The following is a 773-nucleotide window of genomic DNA, read 5'->3' as shown; positions in this document are numbered from 1 at the left end:
ACAGCTCAGCTAAGGTAAGGCTAATACAGATAAGGACTCCACTGAACCCCACCGATTAAATCGCACCTTCCTTAACTTATAGACATAATTAACCGCGCCGCTCTCATACTTATGTATGGGATAAATGGTTGCAATGCCGGGTTTGACGTACACTTGCAAAAACCGCTGGAGGAAACATGAAAGAGACTGATATCGCTGACATCCTTACCTCGACCAAAACCATTGCCTTAGTAGGGGCGAGTGATAAACCTGACAGACCCAGTTACCGCGTAATGAAATACCTTCTTGATCAGGGTTATCACGTGATACCTGTTTCGCCGAAGATGGCTGGCAGTACATTACTGGGGCAGCAGGGTTACGCGACTCTCGCGGATGTGCCCGAAAAAGTTGATATGGTGGATGTGTTTCGTAATTCTGAAGCCGCATGGAGCGTGGCGCAGGATGCCATTGCGATTGGAGCGAAAACATTATGGATGCAACTGGGCGTGATTAACGAACAGGCCGCGGTACTGGCCAGCGAAGCGGGAATGAAAGTGGTGATGGACAGATGCCCGGCGATTGAAATTCCCCGGCTGGGACTCGCCAAATAGTACAACACCCCGACAGGCGGGGTGTTGTTAGTGTCGCAGGCGAGGTGCCTGAAGCTGTTTGCGGATGGAACGCGAAAGTTCATCCATTGATGACTGTTCGGGATGTTCATCTGTATTAGTCGCGACTTGATCTGACACTTGACCTTGAAAGGTTGAGAGTTACCGGTTTTGATATGGGTGTCG

1 protein-coding gene and 1 pseudogene are annotated in these 773 nt (G+C 49.8%); one reads left to right on the top strand and one right to left on the bottom strand.

The window, feature by feature from the left end; all coding sequences use genetic code 11:
* Nucleotides 1-176 precede the first annotated feature (176 nt).
* Entirely contained in the window at nucleotides 177-590 is a 414-nt protein-coding gene (locus tag ACSZO4_RS25715) for a CoA-binding protein (protein WP_437891912.1), read from the top strand.
* 27 nt (nucleotides 591-617) lie between these two features.
* On the opposite strand, the pseudogene ACSZO4_RS25710 reads toward ACSZO4_RS25715, so the two are convergent.
* A pseudogene (locus ACSZO4_RS25710) lies at nucleotides 618-701 on the bottom strand (heat shock protein HspQ); the annotation flags it as partial.
* Nucleotides 702-773: the final 72 nt, after the last annotated feature.

This window comes from Phytobacter sp. V91 (genome assembly GCF_965644225.1).
In the GTDB taxonomy this organism is placed as follows: domain Bacteria; phylum Pseudomonadota; class Gammaproteobacteria; order Enterobacterales; family Enterobacteriaceae; genus CBFFRJ01.
This window is presented reverse-complemented; position numbering and strand designations above follow the sequence as displayed.